Raw genomic sequence first — 20,294 nt, forward strand, 5'->3', positions numbered from 1 at the left:
CAGCGGTTAGTCACACAAATTCCGCTTAGACAACTGAACCGGAGAAATCGTATCCTTCGAGAAAGGCGTTAACCTCATTTGGAACTGGAACTCCACTGGACGCAAGGCATGCTGCTCCGATTGCTTAGGTCCGCAGCTATTGCTACCCAGCCCGTTTTGTCGATAATCGAGATGTAGTGTGACATACTCTCTTTTTACGAGATCTGTCGTGTGCTTTGCTTGCTCCAGATCGTCCGTATCATAGCGAAGTGCACTAAATTCCAAGGTCGGTTGACCCATCGCGAAAAGTCCAATGCCTCGCTGATCGGTGATCGACATCCATTTGACGTCCGTGCGATTGCCATTTTCCTGTGGAAATACATACGGCGTGTACAGCTCATCCACACTCGCGTGATATACCCCGATGCGATTGGCTTCCATGCTGTCGATATACGACTCACCCGGGCCACGACCATACCACGAGACACGCTCCATATCTTTGGCGACCAATAGCTTTAAGCCGATTCGTGGCAGCATCGCTGGCGGGGTGCCTTTGGGTGTGCCTTGAACATCTACCTGCACTTCACCATTTCCGAACACGGTATACGTGTAGCGGCACACAAACGCCCAGTCGTATACAGGCGGAGCAATCCGTACATCGCAGGTAATGACCACCCGATCTTCTCGATCCTGCTGGATGCTTACGTGCTCCACCCGGCTTTGCAAACGATCGAGGTACACCTTGCGCCACTCTTCCACTACGTACATGTCATTGTCAATCGGAGCACGCCAGAACGTGAGTCGAGGTCCTGCCACCAACAGCTCCTTGCCTGCAAACACCCAACTCGTCGGCACACCGCTCACTTTGTCAAAAACGAACTGAAAATCTGCTCCTGTAAAGATGATGTCCGTTTTCGTTTCTTTTGTATCTACTCTGCCGAACAGAGGCTGATAGGGAGCGACCGTAACCTGTTGGGCAGCGGTCACTGGCAAGGCAAATTGTGCCCAAGCCAGCTCATGTCCAGCCTGTACCCAGCTCTCATCTTGGTCCAGAACAAAGGAGAGCGTCAGCCAGTAGTCAGTCCGATCCTGTACCTGCACAGGCAAGGTATAGGGAACAGCTACAATGGTGCGACTTCCTGCTTCTGTATGTGGCAGCGACAGCGTTCCGCTCTGCACCACTTGTCCGTCTGCCGTCACACTCCAAACCATTCTCACATGCGCAAGCGTGCGGAAATCATAGCGATTCGTAATGGTGACGAGCCCACTTTCCAAATCAGTCGCTTCTACGACGATTGGCTCAATCACTTTTTTGTATTCGAGTAACCCAGGGGATGGCGTGCGATCCGGACGAATCAGTCCGTCGATGACGAAGTTGCCATTCGTCGGGTAGTCCCCGAAGTCTCCCCCGTAGGCATAATACTCTCGCCCATCCGGCGTATATTGGCGTAAGCCGTGATCAATCCATTCCCACACAAAACCGCCCTGCAAGCGTTGATATTTATCAAATACATTGGCGTAGTCTCGCAAGCCACCGGGTCCATTCCCCATGGCATGAGCATACTCGCACATGATATGCGGCTTTTGCAGATGTTCATTTTCACCGTGCTGGATCATTTTTTCTACCGAGGAGTACATGGTGGAAAATACGTCGCACACTTCTGCTTCGCGATCCTCCTCGTAGTGGATGAGGCGAGTCGGGTCCGCTTGTCGGCACCAAGCGGCCATTGCCCGGAAATTGCAGCCGAAGCCGGATTCGTTGCCAAGCGACCACATGATGATCGACGGATGGTTTTTGTCCCGCTCCACCATGCGCTCCATGCGCTCCACGTACGTCTGCTCCCACTCTGGATCATCGCTCAGCTGACTAATGTTGCCCGTTAACTGGAAGCCATGTGTCTCCAAATCGGTTTCGTCCATGACATACAATCCGTATTGGTCGCACAAATCATAAAAGCGCGGATCGTTCGGGTAATGCGCGGTACGAACGGCGTTGATGTTGTGACGCTTCATCATGAGCACATCTTCACGCATCGTTTCATACGGGACAGCACGCCCGAGATCGGGATGATGATCATGGCGGTTCACGCCGTTTAGGCGAATCGCCACGCCGTTTACGAAGAAGTTGTTTCCTTTTACTTCGACCCGTCGGAAGCCCACACGAATAGGAATAACTTCTGACTTTTCGCCCGACTCCTGCTCAATCGCAAGCAGCAGATGATACAGGTTCGGTTCCTCCGCCGACCATTTTTTCGGCTCCTGCACCGGAAGCTCCAAGGTCACTACCTTTTCCTGTCCGGCTGCCAGCTCGCCTGCTCCGGTTTCGGTCAGCGAAGCGACAAGCGTGTAGGATGGATCCAGTAGCTTTGCGGTCACGCTCACTCCGTCATAAGCTGCTGCCGAACTGTTTTCTACATGGACACGTACACGCAGCACACCATGGCGGTATTCATCATCCAGATCAGTCACGACTGCCAGATCTCTCACATGCAGCTTCGGTCTGGCAATCAGGGAAACATCTCGGAAAATCCCACTCAAGTACCACATATCCTGATCCTCGACATACGTACCGTCCGACCATTGGTACACTTGAACAGCCAAGCGATTACTGCCTTCCTGCAACAGCTCCGTCACATCAAACTCAGATGGCAAGCGGCTTCCTTGGCTATAGCCGACTTCCTTCCCGTTCAGCCACACATGAAAAGCGCTGTCGACTCCTTCAAACCGTAGGATCACCTGCTGATTTTGCCACGAAGACGATACGGTAAACTCTCGTAAATAGCAGCCTGTCGGGTTATCTGACGGAACATGCGGCGGATCGACCGGAAACGGATAGTACAAGTCCGTGTAATGCGGTTTACCGTACCCTTGCAGTTGCCAATGCCCCGGCACCTGAATTCGGGCCCACTCCGTCGCAGCATAATCGGCGGCAAAAAAGTTTTCCGGCACTCGCAGCGGTGATTCTGCGTAAGCAAACTGCCAAAGCCCATTCAACAATTGAAACCACGGTGTCGCGCCTCTTTCATACGTCAGTGCTCCCGATTCTTCCGGGTAAGACAAAAAGTAAGCCCGCGCCGCCAAGCGATTTCGCTCTAACAGCTGATGATTTGCCCAGTCATACCGTTGATGCATCGATGTACACTCCTCTTTTTACGATTTCACGGTTCCTTGTTCCCTGCTCATTGCTTGCAGGGCCAAGGCGCCTGCACCGAGCATTCCTGCATCTGCACCGAGCTCGGCCAAAACGATCTTTGTCTGTTGATGAACGACTTCCATGGCGTACCGTTGTACACTCGCTTGCACTGGTGCCAGCAATAGCTCCCCAGCCCGGCAAACCCCACCACCGATCACTACGAGTTGCGGGTTGCACACGTTCACCAAGACAGACAAAGCCCAGCCAGTTACTTCACATGCTTCGTTCCATGCGCAGGTCGCCACTGCATCACCTTGTTCCACTGCCGTAGCCACCTGCTCAGCCGTAATCCGCTCAATCTGTCCATCGCACAGAGTAAACAGAGGAGAGGCTTTTGCTTGCCGCGGATTTGCATCGAGCTCCTTGTCCAAGCGTTCACGGGCCAGTCTCGCAATACCTGTGGCAGATGCGACCGTCTCTACACAGCCGAGCTTGCCGCAATTGCATGGAGCAGTAAGCCCTGGATAGCGCACATGACCAATCTCTCCCGCGAATCCGTGACTGCCGCGAACGAGCTTGCCTTCGTTTACAATCCCTGCCCCCACTCCCGTACCAAGCGGCACGAAAACGAGGTGACTTACCTCCCGACCCGCACCGAATATGGCTTCTCCGAGCGCAGCTGTCCGTAAATCGTTTTCAAAAAAAAGCGGCAGCTCCACCAGCTTCGCGAGTGGTGTCCGCAAGTCTGCTCGGTGCAATTGAAAGTTGGGCGAGTGAACTGATATCCCATTTTCTGCATCAAAAGGACCAGGAAATCCGATCCCTACTGACTCTATTTGAACGGGTGATTGATCCCGCAGTTCGTTAATCAAGGCAGCCATTCGCTCGATCAAGATGGGCAAGTTGTTATGAACTTTTGTCTCCTTGGCAGCCCGGAGGAGAATTCGCCCATTCTCGTCCATGACCGCCCCTTTCATTGTCGTACCACCGACATCGAGGCCAATTACATGGCGCATGCTACTCCTCCCTTCTGAACCAGCTATTCTACTCGACTCGCTCCACATGCATCGGCTGACTTCTCAACCTCTGCACATCGTCGGGCGCGATCATGCCCGCTCCAAACGACCGTGTATTCGCGGCGCCGCATGCCATCCCCAACCAAATTGCATCTGGCCAAGCAAAGCCTCGCAGCCGTCCGACAAGGACACCCGCAAGCATGGAATCACCGCAGCCCACTGTATTTTTCACTTCGGTATCCGCTAACGGGATCGCCGAAATACGCCACGTCTCCAGGCCATCGCCAAACCACGCGCCCTCCTCCCCTAACGAGAGAAGGACTCGTTGGGCACCACGCTCACGTAGCTCGCGTATCGCTCTGCATCGGGCCTCGTCGCTATCCAGCGAAAATCCGAGAATCGCTTCTGCTTCCGGTCGATTGGGCTTGATGAGCGAGGGCGTTGCTTTTATTCCTTCCAGCAGGGCCTGGCCGCTCGTATCGAGCACGCATGCGGTTCCTTTCCGGGCGACACCTCGGATGAGCGCAGCGTATGTTTCAGCTGGAACGCCACCTGGCAAGCTTCCGGAAAAAACCATGTACTGTGCCTTGGCCGCCAGCTCGATCAAACGCGTTTGCAAGCGACTGATCTCTTCTTCACTGGGTGCAGGTCCTTGCTCTAACACTTCTGTCACCGTTTTTTCCTGTTCGTCGAGAAAAGCGAGACACAGTCGAGATTCTCCGCTCGTTTCGATAAAGGAGGACGCAATCCCCTCACGCTCGCAGCCTTCCGCGATGAACCTCCCGTTGTGACCAGCGACAAAACCGCTTGCGACTACATCCTGCCCCAATGCTTTCGCTACACGCGCTACATTTAGCCCTTTTCCGCCGGGCAGGCTCAGTACATCAGCCGTACGATGCAGCTCTCCAGATCGAAAATGCGAGAGGCGATACGTCTTATCGATGGCTGCGTTCAGTGTTACCGTTACGAGCATGCTATCTCACCTGCACAGTAACGAGCGGCTGCCCCATTTTTTGTTTGAACAAATTGATCACTTCTACAGGGGTTGGATCGACGCCACGAATCAAAGCAGCGTACAGCGACACGAAGTCAGCTAAGTACACGATAGAAAACAACCGAGCCATTCGGGATACGCCGTGGGAATGAACCACCCTTACCCCACCAGCGCGCTCACGCAAAATATCAGCGCTGATCTCTACACGTTGGGTCGTCTTCTCGCTGTCCTCCAGATCGCGAATGAGTGTAAAATGAACGCCCTTCAGCAGTGCAGAAGGCGAATCCCACCCCACAGCTTCGTCGTGGTGAAGGCTCGGAATGGCGTTCCAAAATGCCATCAGCTTGCTGTTTTCCCCGAGTTGGTTTTTCCAACGCCATGCAGGAGCATCGAAAAACGGTAGCGTTCCGTACACGACAGGTATCAGTCCATCCATCTCGATAGCGATTTGTTTGGCTTCATTTTTCTCGATCGGAGAGTCTGTTCCGTAGATGTGCTTCCACTCCTCGAACAGGGCAATCGTCTCCTCGACCTCCGCACGTTTATCGGAAATCAGCCCGAGCTTCGTCAGGATGGACAGTATCGGCAGGAAGATGTAGCCGAGTACGATCCGCGGCATCATTCCGCCCGGCACGAGCAAGCACGCATGATTGTGTTCACGAGCCATCTCCAATACTTTTCCGCCCGCCGTAATGACGGCGATCTGTGCTCCTTTGGCAATCGCTGCTTCGTAGCCGCTGACGACTTCTTCTGTATTGCCGGAGTGGCTAACGACGATGACGAGCGTCTTCGCATCCACAAAAGCCGGGATGGTGTAGCCTTGATTTAACTGAAGCGGCACTTGCAGCTCGTCAAACAAATACGACTTGATCAAATTGACGCTCGCTGCCGAACCGCCGCCAGTCCCAAGTACCACAATATTTTCAATTTTAACAGAAATATTCGACACATCTAAAGAATCAGATAATTGTAAACCTGTTTTAAACTGTTCATCATAGGTTTCCGTATCTTGCAGTGCCCGAATCGTATCCAGTTCACGCAGTGCTTTTGTATCATCGAGATTCATGCGCATGTAAAATCGTCCCTTTCCCATTTTTTTGATTAACGTCCACTAGCTTTCCCGATACAACCACACATCTCCATCTTGGCGAGAGCCACTTCTTTGACCGCCTGCTTGGCCTGCTTCATATAGGTGCGCGGGTCGTTTTCCTGCGGGTTGTTGTCAAATACGCCCTTGATCGCTTGTGAAAACGCGATACGCAGCTCTGTCGCTACGTTCATTTTTGCCATGCCGAGCTGAACCGCCCGCTTCACCTGCTCCTCGGGAATTCCCGAGCCGCCGTGCAACACAAGCGGTACAGAAACACGACGGGCAATCTCTTCGATACGAGCAAAATCAATACGCGGCTCCCCCTTGTAAATCCCGTGGGCCGTACCAATAGCCGGAGCCAACGTATCCACGCCAGTCAACTCGATAAATTTCTCGCACTCGATCGGGTCAGCAAGCGCAGCGTCTGCATCGTCGACAACGAGATCGTCCTCCACGCCACCAACTTTGCCGAGCTCAGCCTCCACATTGACACCGCGCTCTCTAGCCAGCTCCACTACACGCCGCGTCATCGACGCATTTTCCACAAAGGGATGCATCGACGCATCGATCATGACCGATGTATAACCCGCTTCGATACATCGCACGATCAGTTCCTCTTCATGACAATGATCCAAATGCAGGGCAATCGGCACCCGAGCCTCTTCTGAGGCTACCCGGGCGATTGCTGCTACATACTCAGGTCCGAGATGCCGGACCGTTCCGACTGTGGTCTGTAAAATGAGCGGTGCGTTTGCTTCGCAAGCCGCCTCCACTACTGCTTGGAGCATTTCCATCGTGTGTACATTGAATGCTCCTACACAATATCCTTGCTCCCTTGCTGTGCGCAGCATCTGTGTCGATGATACCAAGGCCATATCGATCCCTCCGCTTCCTTTCTGATCTCGTAGTTTACCTGGTCACGCCCTGCAAGCTCGCCAGCTCCAGGTTGATGCCCAGCTCCGCATACTTACTGACAAGTTGCTGTCCTGCCGCATCCGTAATAATCCGATCCACATCGGACACCCCGGCGAACTTCGCCAAATGCGTCTCTCCGAACTTGCTGTGGTCGGCCAGCACGTAGACTTTTCTGGCGCGTTCCATCATGACTTGGTTGATTTGCGCTTCAGCCAGATTGAGCGTTGTCAGCCCATTTTCTGGATGAACCCCATCTGCTCCGATAAAGCATTTGAAGACAGAAAGTCCTCGCAGATTATCCGCTGCGACAGAACCAACGAGAGCAAAGGATTTGTGGCGCATCTCTCCACCGATCAAGATAACGTGATGCTTGCCTTGACTGTTTAGCTCCATGGCGATGTTGACCGCATTCGTCACGACCGTCAGATCATTTAAGCCGCGCAGCAGCTTGGCGAGCTCCATCATCGTGGTCCCTGCCCCGAGAATAACCGTGTCCCCCGGCTGTATGTGCAACAGCGCTTGATGGGCAATCGCTTGCTTCTCTTCGCTTCTCTCTTCCAGCTTTTCCGTGAAACTACGCTCCAATGGCAAGAAATTCGTAATCGTCGCGCCTCCGTGAATGCGCGTCAGCAGACCATCGTTTTCGAGCTTGATCAAATCTTTTCGAATCGTTACTTCAGACACATCCAACGCCAGACTCAATTGGCTGACGGTTACGCTCTGTTCTACCTTCAATTGTTCGAGGATCTTGCTGTGCCGTTCGGCTGCCAGCATATGACTTCACTTCCTTACGATCATAAATTATACAGTTTCGTTTTGTTTCTGTTTTCCTTTCGTTTACTTTCACTTCGATCTTAGCATTGTAGAAAAACGAATGTCAAATAAGTTGTGAAATTTTCAGAAAATAAAACCAGCCTGCTCTGGTTCTAGACCAAAACAGACTGGTTGGTTGCCTCTTTACCCGATATCCCGACTTTCCAGCATGAAATCAATAAACTTCTTATGCGCCCGTGAAAGCCACTTGTTTTTATGGTAGGCAATTTGCGCATAGAACAACAGCTCTTCCTCGCACGCTATCATTTTCACTTTTTGCTCATTCAACAAGGCTTCGACACTAATATAAGGCATCAAGCTCACGCCTAGCCCATTCGCCACACTCTGCTTGATCGCTTCCATACTGGAGAATTCCAGGTGGTGCTTCGGCCTGATCTCCCTTTTTTCCAAGAATCGTTGAAAAAACCGCCGCAGAGCACAATGCTCTCCGCTAAAAATCATACATTCCTCGCCAGCATCCTCTATTTTCTCAAACGAATGATCGCGTCCCCCGATAAATACCAATCGCTCGGTAGAGAACTGCTCCACGACTAGATTCGGATCATCGAGCTTTGGCTCCAGCGTGATCACGATATCCAATAGACCTTCATGCAGCTTTTCCCGCAAGCGAATGCAGTCGTCCATTACAAATGAAATATTTACGCCTGGGTAGCTCGCTCTATACTTGGACAAAATGTCACCCAACCGATAGATCGTAATCGTCTCCGAGGCTCCGATACGCAGCTCGCCTTGCAGTGATTGCTCATTCGCCGATATATCCTTGATTTTCGCATACGAAACCAGCAGTTCCTCGACATACGTGTACAGCTCGCGGCCATAGGCGGTTAACTGAATTTTCTTTCCCAGTCGATCAAACAGAGGGACACCCATTCCTTCTTCCAGCTGCTGAATATGGGATGTAATCGTCGCCTGTGAATATTGCAGTGCTTGTGCGGCCTTCGTAAAGCTGTTGAAATCGACGACTGCCTTAAAGGTTTGAAATTGGCGAATCTCCATGCCCGCTCCCCCTTGCCCGCAATTTTATTATTAGAAATTCTGAAGATCATCTTCAGAACTTTCATTTTTACTAATAACTAATGATAGCATATGATTCTTGATAAGTACCGGTACGGCTTGAACGATTCGAACATAGGAGCTGATTTTCGATGAAAAAAGTGTGCTTGTTATTACCGAATGGATTTGAAGCAGTAGAGGCTAGCGTATTTACAGACGTAATCGGCTGGAACAAGGAAGAGGGCGACGGAACAACGGAGCTGGTGACCGTGGGCACGCGCAAAGAGTTGAAATGCACGTGGAATTTTACTGTGATTCCCGAAATGGTGATCGACGATGCGAATGTAAACGACTTCGATGCACTGGCACTGCCTGGCGGTTTTGAGCATGCAGGCTTTTATGAAGATGCTTATCGCGAGGACGTTCTCGCTTTCATTCGTGAATTTGAAAAGCAAGGCAAAGTGATCGCCTCCATCTGTGTCGGCGCACTGCCCCTCGGGAAAAGCGGGATTTTGCAAGGACGAAAAGCAACAACCTACAACCTGAACAACCAGTTGCGGCAAAAGCAACTAGCTGCGATGGGTGCCAATGTCATCCCTGACCAATCCATCGTCATCGACAACAATATTATCACCTCGTACAACCCTTCGACCGCTTTTGATGTGGCATTCACCTTGCTGGAGTCGCTGACATCCCGCGAAAACACCGACAATGTGAAACGCTTGATGGGGTTTCTTGTATAATAAAACCGGCATTCTGCCCAGTGCTCTTGGGTAAATGCCGGTTTCTTTCTGCTATTTAACGAACAAGCTTGCCAGCGCTCACTGTGTCTATATGAATGAGAATATCAAATGTTTGCCCAAGCGCAGCTGTTACAAGGTTTGGTGTGTTTGGATTAGCAGAACCGCGTCCGTTCAAAAACGGCCGTTCTTCGTCTAACCATTTTTTGGTGAGACCTGTAGCATTCCGTAAATCAACAAAGTATTGATCCTTTGAGACTTGATCTAGGGTGTGATTGGATGTATTATCATTCGATTCAATGGTAACTGGAACAATTTTATATTCAGAGTTATACGCGTTGAAATCGCCTTTCCCGAATGAAGTTCCAATCGTTACATATTTCTTACCATAATGGTCCAGTAAATGCTGACCGGCGAGCTTCGGGTATACATCCGGCACTATATTGCTCTTTGCGATGTGCCCATTGTGCCCCCATACGATTGTTTTTCCTAGCTGTTCATGAGCCCACTTCGCATTCTCAAACATCGCGATATCATGCCTCAAAAATACTTCTGATGGATTCTCCGAGAAGTTGAAATACATGCCAGTAAATTGCTCAATGACCTTGGTGTGTTGCTTGATCTTTGCGAACTCCTCGGATTGGCCGTTCAGACGCTTTTTGTTTTGTTCCAATATTTTCGTGATTTCTTTCGCTTGCTCATGATGTTTTTTCTGAATGGCCTCTGGCAAAGATGTATAGGTTTCCAGATCCTTCGTAACTTCGGCAAGTTCCTTCATTTTTTTATCCACACGGGGCAGCAGGTCAGGCTTATATTCTTTTATATACTGTCTGATCTCATCGTATACATTTTCGCTGACGTTTTGTACATCCATCCCGACCACTCGCAGTTTCTCTTCGTTCTCGGGATCGGCATTGTACTCACGCATCCATTCCAGCATGTCTACGATTTCTTGTGTTTGAAATAGGGGCATTAGATATTCACTCGGATTTCCTTCTCCTGTGAGAACGTAATGATCAAGTTCCAATGCGTTGCCCCAGTTTTCTTCTAATACAAGGGTGGTAAAGCCCATTTCCATGACGAGAAATTCAACAATCCGGTGTTTCATCGTAAAAATTTCACGACTGCCATGATTTGCCTCACCTAAACCTACGATTGAAGCAGAACCGATCATGTCGCGCAGCGGTTCAATATCTTCAAGATCAGTCCCTGGCTCAGCGCTATTCAATTCAAAAGATTTCAGCTCTAACCATTCTTTTGGACTTAGATTTTTTGCCTTCTTCCCTTGTTGTTCGCTGTCCATCTCGGTTAATGGAGCTGCATACGTGGCATGGGCGCCTGTTAAAAGTAGACCACAAATCGATACCGTGACGACGCTACTTCTGTAAAAGTTCATTTCTCTCTCCTCCTAAAATCTTCGTTTGCCCAAAGTATGGCCCGGGCACTGCCTGTACAACAAGTAACGTTTTGTCATAAATTTCAAACGCCCAGCTGCCAACGGTTTCTCCCTCCCCCATATGACAATTTGTCATCAAAAAAAGCACCGAATCTTGAAGATCGGTACTTTTGAAATAGCATTTCCAATGTCATATGCTGCAATCGGGGATAAGAATAAGCCATCCATCACACCCTACCTTCTAAAGGAGTGGTGAATCATGGATAATAAAAAGCGTTCCTCTGAGCACGATCCAACGATTGCGCCAAGTATGTACGGTCATGATCCATTAGAAGAAAAGGCGACGGAAGAAGAAGTGGAAAAAGGGGATTACACAAAGGTAACGCGGCTGTTCCTAGATCGAACGCCGGAAGAGTAAAGACGGGATTTCTCCCGTCTTTTTGTCATCTATAGGATACTCTCAGTTCGCGCCAGTTCAATTGCTTCTTCCCGGTTGCTAACACCGAGCTTCGAGTAAAGAGTGGAACAGTAATTTCGTACCGTTCCCTCCGATAAATATAGTTTGGTGGCAATCGATTTGTAGCGAAGCCCATCTGATAAAAGCTGTAAAATCTCCCTCTCCCGTTTCGTCAATCCATACGGATCATTCGGGCTGTACTTCTCTAACTGCTCACGTTGGCGCTTCATCTCTTCGAACACGCGCGTGGCAATCGACTGATCAAGCCACGTTCCCCCGCTATAGATGAGCTTCATCGCTTCCATCATCTCTTTTGGACGAGTAGACTTCAGCATATATCCTTTTGCCCCATGCTCCAATGCTGTTGCTGCCTGTACCGAATCCTCAAACGTTGTCATGACCACAACCTTCATGTTCGACCAGCGTTCTTTCATTTGAAGGAAGGTCTCCAGTCCGTTCATCCCTTGCATGTGCACGTCCATTAACACGATATCCGGCTGGTGTCGCTCACACTGTTCTAAAGCTTCTTGCCCATCACTCGCTGTACCCACAACGATAAAGTTGTCCTGCTGGCTTAAAATTTGCTGTAAGCTGTCAGCAATCATCACCTGATCATCAACAATAAGCAGACGGATACTTCCCTGTCCAGCTTCTGCCTGAATGGGAACATTACAAATGACAACGGTCCCTTGCCCTGATTGTGAATGAACGGACAGCGTACCTTGCTGTTGCTCAAGCCGTTCTTTTATTCCCTTTAGTTCTAAGCCGAATTCGATGGATTCTAGTCCGTTGCCATTATCTTCGATTTGTAAACGGAGTTGCTGACTTTCGAAATACAGATCAACAGCTATCACACTTGCTTGGCCGTGACGAACCGCATTTGTAAGCAATTCTTGCAGGCAACGATATAAAGAAATGCTCATTTTTTGCATAACGAGCGTCTCACTGCCGATCACACGGAAGTTGACCGTTACACCTGTTGACTTCATAAATTCTTCCGTCAGTTCCATGAGTGACTCACTTAAAGACTGGTTGAACCGAGCATGAGCATGAGAGAGCTGATGCAAATGCTTTCTGATATCATCCAGGCTGCCCTGTGCTATGGAGACAAGTTTATCAACTCGTTCGACCTGTGAATCAGGAACCGAGGATCGGAGCGACTCAACGCCAACAATCAGAGAGGTTAGCGAATGGCCAATCGTGTCATGTAACTCATGTGACAGCCGATTACGTTCCTCGATCAGTGTCAGCTCCTCGATTTGCTTAATATGCTGCTCCAATAATTGCTTCTGTTCCTGAATGATGCGGCCTTGCTTATGAGACTCAATTAATATGCCAAATGCCATACCGATCGCAAAACCAAAGCTGCAACTAAACATGAACTCGTACGGGGGACGATTGGTAATCAACCCGTTCAAAACCGGAAAAATAATCCCACTAGTGATTCCCGTCCACATATACGTTCTGCGACTACTGGCCACACCAATAATGATTACTAGTAAAACGAAAGGCCAATTCCATCCAGGTGCTACAAAGGCCACAAATAGATAAAAAAAGCCTGTCATTACGACTTCGACTGCCAGATACCAATCTTTTTTTCTATATTGAACGATCAATGGAATGGCATAAACCAAAAGGGCACTAAGGATGATGACTCCGAACGGAACGGCTATCATTGCCGGATACATAATATCTGCGATGACGATGATACCTAGCCAAATCGTTCGCAAGGCAAAAATCACCCAATTGTACCAGAACCATTTTTTTATCATGGATAACATTTGTCATGTACTCCTGCTCATCTGAATGGTAAGGAATTTCCCGAATGTTTCTGACTCATCATGCATCATCATTTCCCGATTCGTCAAGCAGAATGCGCCGTGTCATATAGCTCTTATGACATTCTATCATGCCGCAAATATGAACGGTTAGCACGATGTCATATATAGATTGAACGGTATTGTCACTATGTGATTTTACAGCCCTGAGAATAAGGTGGATGTGTAAAGACAACACAAATCAACTTACAGGAGCGATGAGAAATGAAACCATTCCCTATGCAAAAAGGAGCGTCCCTTACGTTATCTGCATTATTGATAGGAACGCTGATACTTCCTACTTACGGTTGTGCGGAAGCAGGTTTGGACCAGGCAATCACGCAACAACAGAAAACGGATCATACCAAAATAAAAGAAGCGATTGATAAAGCTGCTGCCAGCGAAAACATTCCAGGTGTCCTCTTTGCAGTAAAGAAGGGGAATGATTTCTGGTCGTATGCTTCCGGCGAAGCGAATATAGAAAGTAAGAAACCGATGGAAGCTAACTTTTCATTTCGAATCGGGAGTATAACGAAATCGTTCGTCGGTGTAGTGACCCTGCAACTAGCTGAGGAAAAGAAGCTAAGCCTCGATGACTCGGTAGAAAAATGGCTGCCAGGTGTCGTCCAAGGAAACGGATATGACGGTAACAAAATTACGATTCGTCAGTTATTAAATCATTCGAGTGGAGTGGCAGACTACTTAGATGATGAACTCAAGGAAAGTTTACTCCAGAACTCCACTCAAACGTTTACAGCAGAACAACTCATTTCTCGCGCATTAAAGCATACACCGACCACGGGTGGCTATTCGAATACGAATACAGTGCTGATGAAACTCATTATCCAAAAGGTCACAGGAGAAACGGTTGCCGAACAAATCAAGAAACGAGTGATTGAGCCGCTTCAACTAACAGAAACGTTTTTCCCGGATAACTCACAATCCATTCCGAAAAACAGTCCGAATGGATACTTTGACAATGCTGGTACATTAATGGATATGACTGACCTTAACCCTTCGTTTGCAGACGCAGCAGGGGCTATGATCTCGACTACGAAGGATTTAACAACGTTCTTTAGCGCTTTATTGGGCGGAAAATTGTTAACACCTGAGATGCAGAAAGAAATGTTAACCACTGTTTCTAATCCACACGGAAAATTCGGACTCGGTATTCAGGAAGTAACATTGCCGAACGGCACTACTATATGGGGTCATCAAGGTGGCATTCCTGGATTCACCAACTTCGCAGGTGGAACAAAAGACGGCGAGCATGTGATCGCGATGAGTATCAACGTATTAGGAGCTGCTGTACCTCATATTGAGAACATCCAGATGACTGAACTCACGGGACAAGCCAAGCAACCATCCACCCCGGATCAAGCAGCTCAAAAACATGGGAAAGAAATGAAGGACTTCATTGATCAGAAAGCAAAAGTCGAGGGAGTCCCTGGAATAATTGCTGCTGGGTTAAGAGACGGAGAATACTGGTCTTATGCAGCCGGTGTAGCCAACCTCGATCATAAAAATCCGATGGAGCAAGACTTTACTTTCCGTATTGGCAGTGTCACAAAGGCGTTTGTTGCTACCCTTGTCTTACAGTTGGCTCAGGAGAAAAAGCTGAATCTGGATGACTCGGTAGAAAAATGGCTCCCAGGTGTGGTAAAGGGCAATGGGTATGACGGCAACAAAATCACGATTCGTCAGTTATTGAACCAAACGAGCGGGATTGCAAGCTATACGAGTACAGACATGCGATACGCTACCTCATTCCCTCAATATACCGTTAATGACCTTGTACGTATGGGACTGGCTAAGCCGCCAGTATTTCAACCGGGAGCAGGCTGGGACTATTCGAATACAAATACCGTACTAGCTGGTCTTGTTATTCAGAAGGTGACAGGAGAAACGTACGATGTGCAGATGAAGAAACGAATCCTCGACCCGCTTCAGATGACAGATACATTCTTTAGTGGTAGTAATCCGAAAATCCCGGGCCAGCATGCAACAGGCTATAACATGAATCAGGCAGGTAAACTGTATGACTTCACAGAGTATAATCCTTCATGGGCGAATGCTGCGGGGGAAATGATCTCCACAGGGAAAGATTTGACCACCTTTTTTAGTGCGCTTTTGGGTGGGAAACTATTAAGTGACGAGATGATGAAGCAGATGACAACAGGTGTGGAATCGCCTTTTGGCAAATATGGACTAGGAATTTATGAGGTGACACTGCCGAACGGAAAGACCTATTGGGTTCATGGAGGCGGCATTCATGGGTTTGAAACGTTAGCGGGTGGTACCTTAGGCGGGAAGGATATTTTGGTGACGAACATCAATGCGGTCGGTCCAGAACCTGTCGTCGCTAATCAAGCCATGTTCGAAAAGGAATTTAGCCGTTAAGTTAAAAAGGAAAATTAATAGAAGGCTTTTGCTTTGGGAAATCCAAGAGCAATAAGCCTTTTTCCTTTTCATCTTTTATCTATAAATTTATTTATGATTATACCAATAAAACATAATTTGTTTTATCGATAACTCGACCTTAGAATAGCAACTGTACCCCCAATCCAAAAATACAGGAGGCAATATAGATGGCAAAACAAATCTTGATGGTAGTCACCAATCATTACAAACAGTTTAAAGTTTTAACATCTCGTTTATCCAGGATCTAAAATTTTCTTGCATATTTGGATATGTTCCATCAAAATTTTCCCTCAATGTCACCCACTGTAAATGCTGAGGAAGATTGCATATTTTTAATCTGAGATCATTCAACTCTCCCGTATAATCTTCTAATATAAGCAACCGTTCACCATCTAGCGTTTCCTTTCCATATGCTTCATATTTTACTTCATTGATTACTGCAGTCGTATGCCAGTGTTTGTATGTGCACCAACGGAAGTTCCCTGGTAGCCCTTTTAATTTCAAATTCAATTCTTCTATGTCTTCTTTTCTTACATAAGATCCAATTATTTCAGCATCTAATTCAATTCTTGGATCGAACTCTTTACAATCAATGGTAAGCTCATAATCTGCATTTTCTTCAGTATGATAGTGAAATAGGATATCTCTCAAGTTGTTTAAGGCAATTTCTTTGCCAAAGTATACTCCTGATTTTTTCTCCATAAATGATCCCCTATTTCATAAATAGTGTGCATTACCTTTTTAATCTGTACCCCACTTGGGCAAAGTTCCATTCCGAGTAATTGTATATATCTCATAGTGTTCTTCCATATCAGGATCAGAATCCGTCTTTTTATGGTAGTGGAAGTCTAGATGCGTTTTCCCCCGTAGTTCTCTTTTTCTAATATCAAACCTAAATATATCGCTTCCTCTATCATCATAAAGAGTAAATACTTCTTCTCCTTGTTTTATTCTCCCATTAGAATTTTCGGGACCAGAATAGTCAATCTTTCCTTTATGCTCATCATATACAGCCTCTGCAGCATTGCTAATTTCATCCCAAACTCTATCTTCAAATTCATCCCAAATCTCACGCATGATTTTTTTTCCAAATTTCGATTTTACAAATCCCTTTAATGCGAGCGCCACAACTGGCCAAAGTAACGGAAGAGCGAGGGCTTCTACCTTATCTCCCGAACTATATTGAATTGTTTCGCTTCTTCGTTCATTTATGTTTTCACTACCATATTTTAATACAACTGAGGTGATACTCGGCAAAATTGTAGGAGAAAGCTCGTTAGCGTTAAACTCTTCTTCGATATCTTCTTTAATCTGATCAACCAGTGAGTATAATTTTTCACTTTTCTTTTCTTCATTCTTTATTTCTAATACAGATTCTAACTCTTCCTTTAGATCATCGTTTATGGTTGATTGATTCATAAACAACTCTCTATATTCTTGATCCTCCTGTAAAGCAAATACGATGTATTCCAAATGAGTAAATACAAATTCAGTTGAGTAGCGCAACTCGTCTTCACTTAAATTAAGTTCAACGCCTGCATCTTCTAAGTATTTACTATTAATTATTTGTTTTAAAACTTCGCTATCTATTTTGGGAATTTTATTAATTTGTGTATTTGCAGATGCAGTTGATAGTAATACTGTGTTAAATAATAACGCAAAAGCTAACACTATTGCTGTGGTATGTCTTAGTTTAAGCAGCAGCGCTTTCATACTATCCCTCCGTAGATCAATTAAAGTTTTAGCTAGCGTTTGAATATGCATGAATTACAAGAAAATAGATCACCCTTTCATTCGAATTAATTAAATAATTTGTATACAATTACAAAATATCACATTTGAAATTGTAAATAAATACCAAATAATCGACACAACATTATACTTGGATGAATAAATGGGTGTGGAAGAAAATTAAAAACGCTTGCCTTTTTATCAATTGAGTAGTAAAGTGATAATAAGCTCAGCGAAGGGAGGCAAACTAACATGCGTAATAACACCATAGGCTCATTAATCTGGTTACGCTTGATGCGGTTTACCACCCAAAGCAACCAGCTGTCAAATGAGTTTCTCAAACGCTTCGATTTAACAACAGCTCAATTCGATGTCCTGATGCAAATAAGCGTCTACCAGCCTCTCACCCAGTCGGAGTTAGCTGAGAAAGTAACCGTTACACAAGGTGGTATTTCTCGGATGCTCGTCAGACTTGAAAAAGAGGGCTACATTATACGCAAGCAGGATTGGAAAACGAAAACGATCAGCCTAACCGAAAAAGGGGAAGCCGTACTGGAACAAGCCTTTCCTGAACAACTAGCGTTTCAGTCGTCATTCTTCGATGAGGTACTGAGTGAAGAAGAACAAAAAACGCTTTACACCCTAATGACACGCGTTCATAAAAATAGCCAAAAAAAAGAATTACCGCCTGAGTAATTTTTTTTAGACATTCACTTGATTAGTCAAGTTAAACAAGGAGTGACTACCATGTACACCATTCCAGGCCATCACCATGTATCTATGTTAACCAAACATGCTCCATCGAATAATCACTTTTATCAAAACGTATTGGGACTGCGCAGAGTGAAAAAAACCGTCAACCAAGACGATCCGTCGATGTATCACCTGTTTTACGGAGATTTGACAGGCAGTGCCGGAACCGAGTTGTCGTTTTTTGAAATGCCGATGGTAGGAAAAACCGTACGCGGCACGAACGCCATCACTCGAATCGGACTGCTCGTTCCGTCACTGGAGAGCTTGGCCTTTTGGAAAAAGCGCTTTGAACAACTGAATGTTCACCATGGCGAGATTACCAAGTACGCTGGCCGCGATGCCTTGCATTTCGAAGACACCGAAGGCCTGCGAATGATCCTGATCAATAACAACGACGAAGGAGTTCCATCGAATTGGGCTCCATGGGACGAATCCGTTGTCGAAGAAAAGCATCGCATCTTGGGAATCGGCACGGTTGAGATTACCGTCCGCTCCTTGGACAAAATTGCCAGTCTGTTGACAGACACATTCGGTTATACCGAAGTATCACGCACAGAGCAAGAAGCCATTTATCAATCCGTCGCTGGTAAATCCTTCGGTGAAATTGTCATCAAGCAGGAAGAGGGGACCCCTGAAAAACCGGGTCGAGGAAGTGTTCATCACTTGGCGATTCGCGTGAAAAACGATGAAGAGCTGCAATACTGGGATGACGCCGTTCGAAAACGCGGTTTCCGCTCAACAGGGATCGTGGATCGCTTCTACTTCAAAAGCTTGTATTTCCGTGAGTCAAACGGCATTTTGTTCGAAATTGCAACAGACGGTCCTGGCTTCACAGCAGATTCAACCGTTGCGGAGCTCGGAAAAGCTTTGGACTTACCTCCATTCCTCGAAGAACGCCGTGCAGAAATTGAAGCGAAATTGACACCTATAGATTAAAAGGAGTGAATCCACATGGAACAATATCGTATCGACACCAAAAAGGGGCTTGAATTCGGTTTATATTCGATTGGCGATCATGTCCCGAATCCACATACAGGCTCCAAGATTTCTTCTGAACAGCGCATCAAGGAATTAATCGAGGCAAGCAAGCTGGCAGATGAAGCAGGACTTGATGTATTCGCTGTCGGCGAAAGCCACCAGACGCATTTTACGACACAAGCGCATACCGTCATTCTGGGTGCGATCGCACAAGCTACGAAAAACATTAAAATCGCTAGCTCCGCCACTGTATTGAGCACATCTGATCCGGTCCGCGTGTATGAGGATTTCGCTACCTTGGATCTGATCTCCAATGGTCGGGCAGAAATTGTTGCCGGACGCGGTTCCCGAGTAGGAGCATATAGTCTCCTCGGCTACGATGTGCGCGACTATGAAGAATTGTTTGAAGAGAAAATGGAGCTTCTTCTCAAGCTAAATAACGAGGATCGGGTTACGTGGGAAGGGCAGTTCCGTGCACCGCTACAAAACGCTACGATCCTCCCGCAGCCTATACAAGGACGTCTGCCCATCTGGCGTGCAGTAGGGGGACCACCTGCAAGTGCGATTAAAGCTGGTCAAGCTGGTGTGCCTATGATGCTAACCACACTTGGAGGTCCAGCCATTAACTTCAAAGGTTCCGTCGATGCTTACCGGGAGGCGGCGAAGCAAAATGGTTTTGACCCAGCGACCTTACCAGTAGCGACAACGAGTTTGTTTTATACAGCCGACAAAACTTCGGATGTTCTTCGTGAGTACTATCCGCATCTGAACGGTGGTTTTATCGCATTGCGTGGCAGTGGCTATCCGAAGCAACAGTTTGCACAATCAGTCGATTATCGTGATGCATTAATGGTAGGCAGCCCTGACGTCATTATCGAAAAAATGCTTTACCAATACGAAATGTACGGACAACAACGCTTCATGGCACAAATCGATTTTGGCGGCGTACCTTTTGATAAAATCGCGAAAAACATTGAACTGATCGCAACGAAAATTTTGCCAGAAGTGAAAAAGCATACCACCAAATCGTAACAAAAAAGGAGTGGC

The 20,294-nt window shown here is 47.3% G+C and carries 17 protein-coding genes; 6 read left to right on the forward strand and 11 right to left on the reverse strand.

Annotated features, from left to right (window positions below; all coding sequences use genetic code 11):
* Positions 1-6 precede the first annotated feature (6 nt).
* The 7 genes from ebgA to ACFVS2_RS31360 form a co-directional block, all read right to left on the reverse strand.
* On the reverse strand, positions 7-3,111 hold the full coding sequence (gene ebgA, locus ACFVS2_RS31330) for a beta-galactosidase subunit alpha (protein ID WP_390240372.1): 3,105 nt from the start codon (positions 3,109-3,111) through the stop codon (positions 7-9).
* An 18-nt stretch (positions 3,112-3,129) separates the two neighbouring features.
* Positions 3,130-4,128: an ROK family protein gene (locus ACFVS2_RS31335; protein ID WP_390240373.1), complete on the reverse strand. Its 999-nt coding sequence runs from the start codon at positions 4,126-4,128 to the stop codon at positions 3,130-3,132.
* A gap of 28 nt (positions 4,129-4,156) precedes the next feature.
* Positions 4,157-5,101, reverse strand: coding sequence for a 1-phosphofructokinase family hexose kinase (locus ACFVS2_RS31340; RefSeq protein ID WP_390240375.1), 945 nt, complete (start codon positions 5,099-5,101; stop codon positions 4,157-4,159).
* 1 nt (position 5,102) lies between these two features.
* A complete protein-coding gene (locus ACFVS2_RS31345; RefSeq protein ID WP_390240377.1) occupies positions 5,103-6,194 on the reverse strand; it encodes a bifunctional phosphoglucose/phosphomannose isomerase in 1,092 nt (363 codons plus the stop codon).
* Positions 6,195-6,223: 29 nt separating this feature from the next.
* Complete coding sequence (locus tag ACFVS2_RS31350) at positions 6,224-7,087, reverse strand: class II fructose-bisphosphate aldolase (RefSeq protein WP_390240379.1); 864 nt, start codon at positions 7,085-7,087, stop codon at positions 6,224-6,226.
* A 34-nt stretch (positions 7,088-7,121) separates the two neighbouring features.
* The gene (locus ACFVS2_RS31355; protein ID WP_390240381.1) at positions 7,122-7,901 is read right to left on the reverse strand and encodes a DeoR/GlpR family DNA-binding transcription regulator; all 780 of its coding nucleotides are present in this window, start codon (positions 7,899-7,901) and stop codon (positions 7,122-7,124) included.
* A gap of 183 nt (positions 7,902-8,084) precedes the next feature.
* Complete coding sequence (locus ACFVS2_RS31360; protein WP_173620421.1) at positions 8,085-8,957, reverse strand: LysR family transcriptional regulator; 873 nt, start codon at positions 8,955-8,957, stop codon at positions 8,085-8,087.
* Between the two features lie 149 nt (positions 8,958-9,106).
* Between ACFVS2_RS31360 and ACFVS2_RS31365 the strand changes: the two genes are divergently transcribed.
* Positions 9,107-9,697 carry a DJ-1/PfpI family protein gene (locus ACFVS2_RS31365; RefSeq protein ID WP_390240383.1) on the forward strand — a complete coding sequence of 197 codons (591 nt, stop codon included), beginning with the start codon at positions 9,107-9,109 and terminating at the stop codon, positions 9,695-9,697.
* 55 nt (positions 9,698-9,752) lie between these two features.
* Here the strand turns inward: ACFVS2_RS31365 and ACFVS2_RS31370 are convergent, their stop codons facing one another.
* Positions 9,753-11,090, reverse strand: coding sequence for an erythromycin esterase family protein (locus ACFVS2_RS31370; RefSeq protein WP_390240385.1), 1,338 nt, complete (start codon positions 11,088-11,090; stop codon positions 9,753-9,755).
* A gap of 259 nt (positions 11,091-11,349) precedes the next feature.
* On the opposite strand from ACFVS2_RS31370, the gene ACFVS2_RS31375 reads away from it, so the two are divergent.
* A complete protein-coding gene (locus ACFVS2_RS31375; RefSeq protein ID WP_007720288.1) occupies positions 11,350-11,508 on the forward strand; it encodes a hypothetical protein in 159 nt (52 codons plus the stop codon).
* Positions 11,509-11,537: 29 nt separating this feature from the next.
* Here ACFVS2_RS31375 and ACFVS2_RS31380 read toward each other — a convergent pair whose 3' ends face one another.
* Positions 11,538-13,328, reverse strand: coding sequence for a response regulator (locus tag ACFVS2_RS31380; protein ID WP_390240387.1), 1,791 nt, complete (start codon positions 13,326-13,328; stop codon positions 11,538-11,540).
* A 261-nt stretch (positions 13,329-13,589) separates the two neighbouring features.
* On the opposite strand from ACFVS2_RS31380, the gene ACFVS2_RS31385 reads away from it, so the two are divergent.
* Positions 13,590-15,764 (forward strand): serine hydrolase domain-containing protein, encoded by a 2,175-nt coding sequence (locus tag ACFVS2_RS31385; RefSeq protein WP_390240389.1) that lies wholly within the window; start codon positions 13,590-13,592, stop codon positions 15,762-15,764.
* Between the two features lie 234 nt (positions 15,765-15,998).
* On the opposite strand, the gene ACFVS2_RS31390 is transcribed toward ACFVS2_RS31385, so the two are convergent.
* Both ACFVS2_RS31390 and ACFVS2_RS31395 read right to left on the reverse strand, forming a co-directional pair.
* Positions 15,999-16,487 (reverse strand): hypothetical protein, encoded by a 489-nt coding sequence (locus ACFVS2_RS31390; protein ID WP_390240390.1) that lies wholly within the window; start codon positions 16,485-16,487, stop codon positions 15,999-16,001.
* Positions 16,488-16,526: 39 nt separating this feature from the next.
* Entirely contained in the window at positions 16,527-17,498 is a 972-nt protein-coding gene (locus ACFVS2_RS31395; RefSeq protein WP_390240391.1) for a YpjP family protein, read from the reverse strand.
* A gap of 270 nt (positions 17,499-17,768) precedes the next feature.
* On the opposite strand from ACFVS2_RS31395, the gene ACFVS2_RS31400 reads away from it, so the two are divergent.
* The 3 genes from ACFVS2_RS31400 to ACFVS2_RS31410 are packed head-to-tail and all read left to right on the forward strand — an operon-like array spanning position 17,769 to position 20,279.
* Positions 17,769-18,212: a MarR family winged helix-turn-helix transcriptional regulator gene (locus tag ACFVS2_RS31400; RefSeq protein ID WP_390240393.1), complete on the forward strand. Its 444-nt coding sequence runs from the start codon at positions 17,769-17,771 to the stop codon at positions 18,210-18,212.
* Between the two features lie 51 nt (positions 18,213-18,263).
* Positions 18,264-19,205 carry a ring-cleaving dioxygenase gene (locus tag ACFVS2_RS31405; RefSeq protein WP_390240395.1) on the forward strand — a complete coding sequence of 314 codons (942 nt, stop codon included), beginning with the start codon at positions 18,264-18,266 and terminating at the stop codon, positions 19,203-19,205.
* Positions 19,206-19,220: 15 nt separating this feature from the next.
* On the forward strand, positions 19,221-20,279 hold the full coding sequence (locus ACFVS2_RS31410; RefSeq protein ID WP_390240397.1) for an LLM class flavin-dependent oxidoreductase: 1,059 nt from the start codon (positions 19,221-19,223) through the stop codon (positions 20,277-20,279).
* Positions 20,280-20,294: the final 15 nt, after the last annotated feature.

The organism is Brevibacillus sp. NPDC058079, from assembly GCF_042885155.1.
Taxonomy (GTDB): Bacteria; Bacillota; Bacilli; order Brevibacillales; family Brevibacillaceae; genus Brevibacillus.

Coding starts and splice junctions, on each gene's coding strand:
- ACFVS2_RS31350 (WP_390240379.1), bottom strand. CDS start 7,087: ATGGCCTTGGTATCATCGACACAGATGCTGCGCACAGCAAGGGAGCAA.
- ACFVS2_RS31335 (WP_390240373.1), bottom strand. CDS start 4,128: ATGCGCCATGTAATTGGCCTCGATGTCGGTGGTACGACAATGAAAGGG.
- ACFVS2_RS31345 (WP_390240377.1), bottom strand. CDS start 6,194: ATGCGCATGAATCTCGATGATACAAAAGCACTGCGTGAACTGGATACG.
- ACFVS2_RS31355 (WP_390240381.1), bottom strand. CDS start 7,901: ATGCTGGCAGCCGAACGGCACAGCAAGATCCTCGAACAATTGAAGGTA.
- ACFVS2_RS31370 (WP_390240385.1), bottom strand. CDS start 11,090: ATGAACTTTTACAGAAGTAGCGTCGTCACGGTATCGATTTGTGGTCTA.
- ebgA (WP_390240372.1), bottom strand. CDS start 3,111: ATGCATCAACGGTATGACTGGGCAAATCATCAGCTGTTAGAGCGAAAT.
- ACFVS2_RS31395 (WP_390240391.1), bottom strand. CDS start 17,498: ATGAAAGCGCTGCTGCTTAAACTAAGACATACCACAGCAATAGTGTTA.
- ACFVS2_RS31365 (WP_390240383.1), top strand. CDS start 9,107: ATGAAAAAAGTGTGCTTGTTATTACCGAATGGATTTGAAGCAGTAGAG.
- ACFVS2_RS31360 (WP_173620421.1), bottom strand. CDS start 8,957: ATGGAGATTCGCCAATTTCAAACCTTTAAGGCAGTCGTCGATTTCAAC.
- ACFVS2_RS31405 (WP_390240395.1), top strand. CDS start 18,264: ATGTACACCATTCCAGGCCATCACCATGTATCTATGTTAACCAAACAT.
- ACFVS2_RS31375 (WP_007720288.1), top strand. CDS start 11,350: ATGGATAATAAAAAGCGTTCCTCTGAGCACGATCCAACGATTGCGCCA.
- ACFVS2_RS31385 (WP_390240389.1), top strand. CDS start 13,590: ATGAAACCATTCCCTATGCAAAAAGGAGCGTCCCTTACGTTATCTGCA.
- ACFVS2_RS31390 (WP_390240390.1), bottom strand. CDS start 16,487: ATGGAGAAAAAATCAGGAGTATACTTTGGCAAAGAAATTGCCTTAAAC.
- ACFVS2_RS31410 (WP_390240397.1), top strand. CDS start 19,221: ATGGAACAATATCGTATCGACACCAAAAAGGGGCTTGAATTCGGTTTA.
- ACFVS2_RS31340 (WP_390240375.1), bottom strand. CDS start 5,101: ATGCTCGTAACGGTAACACTGAACGCAGCCATCGATAAGACGTATCGC.
- ACFVS2_RS31400 (WP_390240393.1), top strand. CDS start 17,769: ATGCGTAATAACACCATAGGCTCATTAATCTGGTTACGCTTGATGCGG.
- ACFVS2_RS31380 (WP_390240387.1), bottom strand. CDS start 13,328: ATGTTATCCATGATAAAAAAATGGTTCTGGTACAATTGGGTGATTTTT.